We start from the raw sequence: 5,033 nt of genomic DNA on the forward strand, positions 1-5,033 counted from the left end.
CCCCGTCCCGCTGCGCCGCTCGGACATACCGGCGGCAGGCCCCGCCCGCCGGGTCTCCGGCACCGGTTCCGTGCTGGGCGCGATCCTCGACCACGGGCCCGTCGCCCGGTCCAACGTCGCCCGGCTCACCGGCCTCTCCCCGGCGGCGGTGACCGGCCACGTCGGGCAGCTGCTGGCGCGCGGGCTCGTTCGGGAGGGCGCGGAGACCGCCGGGCCCAACGGGCTCGGCCGCCCCCACATCCCCGTCGAGATCGACACCGGCCGCTATCTGGTCGCCGGGGCCCACGTCGCCGTCGCGCACTCCACCGTCTCGCTGATGGATCTGCGCGGCCGGATCGTCGCCGAGGACCGGCAACCGCACGCCCTCGGGGCGACGGGGCCCTATGCCACGGTCCCCGGCCGGTCCCCGCGCGGCCTCTCCAGCGGGCCGGCCCTGCTGCGCGACCTCGCCGACCGGCTGTCCCGGCTCGTCGGGACGCACGCCGCCGGCCGGACCGTGCTCGCCCTCGGCTTCGCCACGGGGCACCGGGTGGACCCCGCCGCCGGAGTCGTCGTCGAGCATCCGCACCTGGGCTGGCGGAACGTACCGGTGCGCGAGATCCTCGAAACCGCCACCGGCCTCCCGGTCCATGTGGACAGCCACTCACGGGCGTTGGCCCGCGCCGAGCAGTTGTTCGGCGAGGTCTCGACCCGGGTCAGCACGGTCCTGCTCTTCGTCGGGGCCGTCGTCGACGCCGCGTTCGCCAGCTCGGGGAACATGCACCTGGGGCCTCGCTCCGGCGCGGGCAGCGTGGCCCATCTGCCGTTGGGATCAGGAGGATCGGGCGGGGCCGAGCCCTGTTCGTGCGGCCGCGCCGGCTGCCTCCAGTCGGAGGTCTCGGAGCGGGCCATGGTGCGCCGGGCCGCCGAACAGGGCCTGTTCGTGCACTCGTTCACCGAACTGCTCGACGGAGCTCTGACCGGGGACGAGCGGGCACTCGGGCTCTTCCGTCGCCGGGCCCTGCTCGTCGGCCGGGCGGCGGCCCTGCTGCTGGACATGTTCGACCCGGAGGTCCTCGTGGTCGTCGAACCGGGGGCGGGCCGCATACCGGAGTGCCTGGGGGACCTGCGGGCGGAGGTGGCGAGGCGCTCCTGGGTTTGCGACGACCCCGAACGGGCCGTGGTGCCGAGCAGTTTCACCGGATCGGTACTTGCCACCGCGGGCGGCGCGGTGGCGCTCGGCGCACTGTACGACGACCCGCTGGGACCCTGGCCCGCGCTGCCCGCGGTGTCGTGAACGCGCCGAGGGACCCCTCGTGGTGTCCGGCGCGGAAATCGACTTAATTCAGAACGTTGCATTGTTGACCGGCCGGACGGCCCGACAGGAGAATGGATTCATGACCAGCCGACAGCGAATGCAGCAGAACGCGCCCCGCGCGGCACGCCGCTGTCGCACGGCTGCGCCGGTGAGGTATTTCTCCCGGCCCTGTCGTGGTCGCCGCTGTCCGGGTTCCCGATAAACCCAGCCGTTTTCCCGGTGATTTCGGCCGTGGAGCCACCTCGGCAGAGGATTTCCCTTCCTGCCATGTGATCCGTGCTGCCCGCCGGTGCCTCTGCTCATCCGTGCCCCGTGCAGCGTGCCCTGTGCCCTGTGCCGGGTGTGTGCCCGTGTGCCCGTGTGCCCATTTTCCCTGTTCCCCTCCTTCCGCTCCGGGAGAGATGTTGACCGTCACCGTGCCTTCCTATGCCCCCGCCTACGCCCCCGACCGCTTCAAGCAGGTGTTCCGCCGCTATCCGGCGGGCGTGGTCGTCGTCACCGCCGACGCCGGCCGCGGACCCGTCGGGTTCACCGCCACCTCGCTCACCTCGCTCTCCCTGGACCCGCCGCTGGTCTCGTACGGCATCGGCGCCTCGGCCTCCTCCTGGCCCCATGTCGAGGCGGCGGCCTCCACCGTCGTCAACTTCCTGGGCGCCGACCAGGAGTCACTCGCCCGCACCTTCGCCACCAGCGGCATCGACCGGTTCGCCGCCCCCACCGCCTGGCGGCGGCTGCCGGAGGGCGAGCCGGTGCTCGACGGGGTGGCCGGCTGGCTGCGCCTGGAGACCGAACGGATCGTGCCCGCAGGCGACCACCGGATCGTCATCGCCCGGGTCACCGAGTCCTGGCTCGACGAGGACCGGGCCCCGCTGCTGTTCCACGACGGCGCCTACCACTCCCTCTGAGACCCAGGAAAGCACCTCATGCCTCGTCATCAGACCAACGATAATTCCGCCACCGCCCGGACCGTGGGCCGCAGGTCCTTTCTCGCCCTCGCCACCGGAACGGTTCTCGGCCTCGCCGGCTGCTCCCCGGGGGTCAAGACCGTGGCCAGTTCCGAACCCACCGGAGAACTCCCCTCGGGGGCTCCGCCGCCGGGCACGAAACTGTCCGTCGCCGTCCGCACGACCCGTCTTCAGCTCGAACCCGCCGGCCTGGAAAAGGATCTGGGCTTCACCGTTTCCGCATGGCCGAACCTCAGCGCGGGACCCGACATCATCCAGGGATTCCGGGCGCAGTCGATCGATCTCGCCTCCAACGCCGGAATTCCCCCGATCCAGGCCAAGGCCATCGGCGTGAAAACGAAGATCGTGGCGATACAGGTGCGGCCCCGGCCCATCTACACCTTCGCCACGGCCCCCGGCTCCTCCATCGCCTCGGCAGCCGGCTTCCGGGGCAGAAAGATCGGCTTCTCGCAGGGGCAGGCCCAGGGCGTCGTCGTGCTGCGCGCCCTGAAGGAGGCCGGGCTGAAGAACAGCGACGTCGAACTCGTCGCCCTGCCCAGCACCCAGTTCCTCACCGCCCTGCAGTCCGGACAGGTGGACGTGGCCCCGCTGGGCGAGCCGACCCTCACCAAGTACCTCGACCAGTACGGCAAGGACGGGGCCATCGGCCTCACGACCGACGTCGTGGACCTGCTCACCGTGCTGTGGGCCCCGGTGGAGGTCCTCAACGACCCCGCCAGGGCCGCCGCCGTCCGCAGCTTCGTCCCGCTGTGGGCCAAGGGCCTGGTCTGGGCGTGGGAGAACTCCGACGAGTGGATCGACACGTACTACGTGAAGGACCAGGGCGTCTCCGAGGCCGACGGCCGGCGCATCGTCTCCTCCCTCCACCAGCCGCAGTTCCCCGTCAGCTGGGACAAGGCCATCGCGTGGGAGCAGGAGACCGCCGATCTGATGGCCGAGGGCGGGTTCGTGCCGAAGCAGGACGTCTCCGACCTCTTCGACCGCCGCTTCGAGGGCCTGGCCGCCCGGTCCGTACCCGCCGCCTACCGGGAGACGTCGTGAGCGATCAGTCGGTACCGGCCGGCGTGGGAGTCGTCGTGAGCGAGCAGTGCGTACCGGCCGGCGTGGGAGTCGTCGTGACCGAGCAGTCCGTATCAGCCGCGAGGGGGACGATATGACCGACCTGCTGCCCACCGCCCGCTCCGGCCCCGCCCTGCTCATCAAGGGCGCGCCCGCCGAGGACTCCGCTCACCGGGCGGTGCCCGCGGTCGCCCGCGGCACCCGCAGACGGCTCGGCCCCGGGCGGTCGATCCCCTTCGGCCGGCTCATCGGTCCCGTCCTGCTCGTCGCCCTGTGGTGGGCGGCCTCGGCCTCCGGCTACCTGGACCCGCGCATCCTGTCCGGACCGGGCAGCGTCCTCTCCACCGCCGCCGACCTGGTCTCGACCGGACGGCTCCAGGACAACGTCGTCATCTCCCTCCAGCGCGCCGGACTCGGCCTCCTCTTCGGCGTCACCGCCGGGGTGGTCCTCGCGGTCACGGCCGGGCTCAGCCGCAGCGGGGAGTACCTGCTCGACGGCCCCCTCCAGATCAAGCGCGCCATCCCCTCGCTCGCCATGCTGCCGCTGCTGATCCTCTGGCTCGGCATCGGCGAACAGATGAAGGTCACGGTGATCGCGCTCGGCGTCGCGGTCAACATGTACATCAACACCTACGCGTCGCTGACCTCCATCGACAGCCGGTACGTGGAACTCGCCGAGGGGCTCGACCTCGGCCGCGCCCAGTTCCTGCGCAAGGTCGTCGTCCCCGGCTCGCTGCCCGGCTTCTTCGTCGGCCTGCGGCTCGGCGTCACCTCCTCCTGGCTCGGCCTGATCGTCGTCGAGCAGATCAACTCCACCAGCGGCATCGGCTACATGATGTTCCAGGCCCAGCAGTACGCCCAGTCCGACGTGATCATCGTGGGCCTGGTCGCCTACGGGATCTTCGGCTTCGCCTCCGACGCGGGAGTGCGCGCGATCGAAAGGAAGGTCCTGTCATGGCGACGCACCCTGGCGGGCTGATCACCGGGGCCCCGCCCGCCGTCCGCACGACCCGGCTGGTGCGGAGGTTCGGCGACCGGACGGTTCTGAAGGAGCTGGACCTGACGGTGGCGCCGGGGGAGTTCACCGCCCTCCTCGGCCGCAGCGGCTCGGGCAAGTCGACCCTGCTGCGGGCCGTCGCCCGGCTCGACCACACCGTCGAGGGCTCCGGTGAGCTCGTCGTCCCCGAACGGGTGTCCCTCTCGTTCCAGGACTCCCGGCTGCTGCCCTGGCTCCGCGTCCTGGACAACGTGACCCTCGGGCTGCGCGGCCCCGGCGCCCGCGAACGCGGACTGACCGCCCTGGAGGAGGTGGGGCTGGCCGGCCGGGACCGCTCCTGGCCGCACGAGCTCTCCGGTGGCGAGCAGCAGCGCGCGGCACTGGCCCGCGCCCTGGTCCGCGAACCCGAACTCCTCCTGGCGGACGAGCCGTTCGGGGCACTCGACGCCCTGACCCGGATCAAGATGCACGGCCTGCTGCGCGAGCTGTACGAGCGCCACCGCCCCGCGGTTCTGTTGGTCACCCATGACGTGGACGAGGCCGTGGAGCTCGCCGACCGGGTCCTGGTCCTGGAGGACGGTCTGATCTCCGTCGACCTCGCCATCGACCTGCCGACCCCGCGCTCCCGCCGGGACGCCCGCTTCCAGGAGTACCGCGACACCCTGCTCAGCGCGCTCGGGGTGGCTCGGCCCCCGCTGCCGACGACGGCCTGAAC

5 protein-coding genes are annotated in these 5,033 nt (G+C 72.0%); all 5 read left to right on the plus strand.

The features are described from left to right. The first annotated feature begins 10 nt into the window (after positions 1-10). The 5 genes from HET64_RS36460 to HET64_RS36480 all read left to right on the plus strand — a co-directional run bounded on the left by HET64_RS36460 (position 11) and on the right by HET64_RS36480 (position 5,031). On the plus strand, positions 11-1,276 hold the full coding sequence (locus HET64_RS36460; protein WP_215111526.1) for an ROK family transcriptional regulator: 1,266 nt from the start codon (positions 11-13) through the stop codon (positions 1,274-1,276). 422 nt (positions 1,277-1,698) lie between these two features. Next, positions 1,699-2,202: a flavin reductase family protein gene (locus HET64_RS36465; protein WP_215111522.1), complete on the plus strand. Its 504-nt coding sequence runs from the start codon at positions 1,699-1,701 to the stop codon at positions 2,200-2,202. Positions 2,203-2,220: 18 nt separating this feature from the next. Beyond that, positions 2,221-3,303, plus strand: coding sequence for an ABC transporter substrate-binding protein (locus HET64_RS36470; RefSeq protein WP_215111523.1), 1,083 nt, complete (start codon positions 2,221-2,223; stop codon positions 3,301-3,303). Positions 3,304-3,415: 112 nt separating this feature from the next. Then, a complete protein-coding gene (locus tag HET64_RS36475; protein ID WP_215111524.1) occupies positions 3,416-4,300 on the plus strand; it encodes an ABC transporter permease in 885 nt (294 codons plus the stop codon). Further along, the gene (locus HET64_RS36480; RefSeq protein ID WP_215111525.1) at positions 4,276-5,031 is read left to right on the plus strand and encodes an ABC transporter ATP-binding protein; all 756 of its coding nucleotides are present in this window, start codon (positions 4,276-4,278) and stop codon (positions 5,029-5,031) included. Before HET64_RS36475 ends, HET64_RS36480 begins: the two co-directional genes overlap by 25 nt. The last annotated feature ends 2 nt before the right edge of the window (positions 5,032-5,033 follow it).

Origin of the sequence: Streptomyces sp. McG3 (assembly GCF_018619185.1) — a bacterium.
Lineage (GTDB): Bacteria > Actinomycetota > Actinomycetes > Streptomycetales > Streptomycetaceae > Streptomyces.

Excerpts from the sequence above, each read along its gene's own strand:
- HET64_RS36465 (WP_215111522.1), top strand. The coding sequence starts at position 1,699 with ATGTTGACCGTCACCGTGCCTTCCTATGCCCCCGCCTACGCCCCCGAC.
- HET64_RS36470 (WP_215111523.1), top strand. The coding sequence starts at position 2,221 with ATGCCTCGTCATCAGACCAACGATAATTCCGCCACCGCCCGGACCGTG.
- HET64_RS36475 (WP_215111524.1), top strand. The coding sequence starts at position 3,416 with ATGACCGACCTGCTGCCCACCGCCCGCTCCGGCCCCGCCCTGCTCATC.
- HET64_RS36480 (WP_215111525.1), top strand. The coding sequence starts at position 4,276 with ATGGCGACGCACCCTGGCGGGCTGATCACCGGGGCCCCGCCCGCCGTC.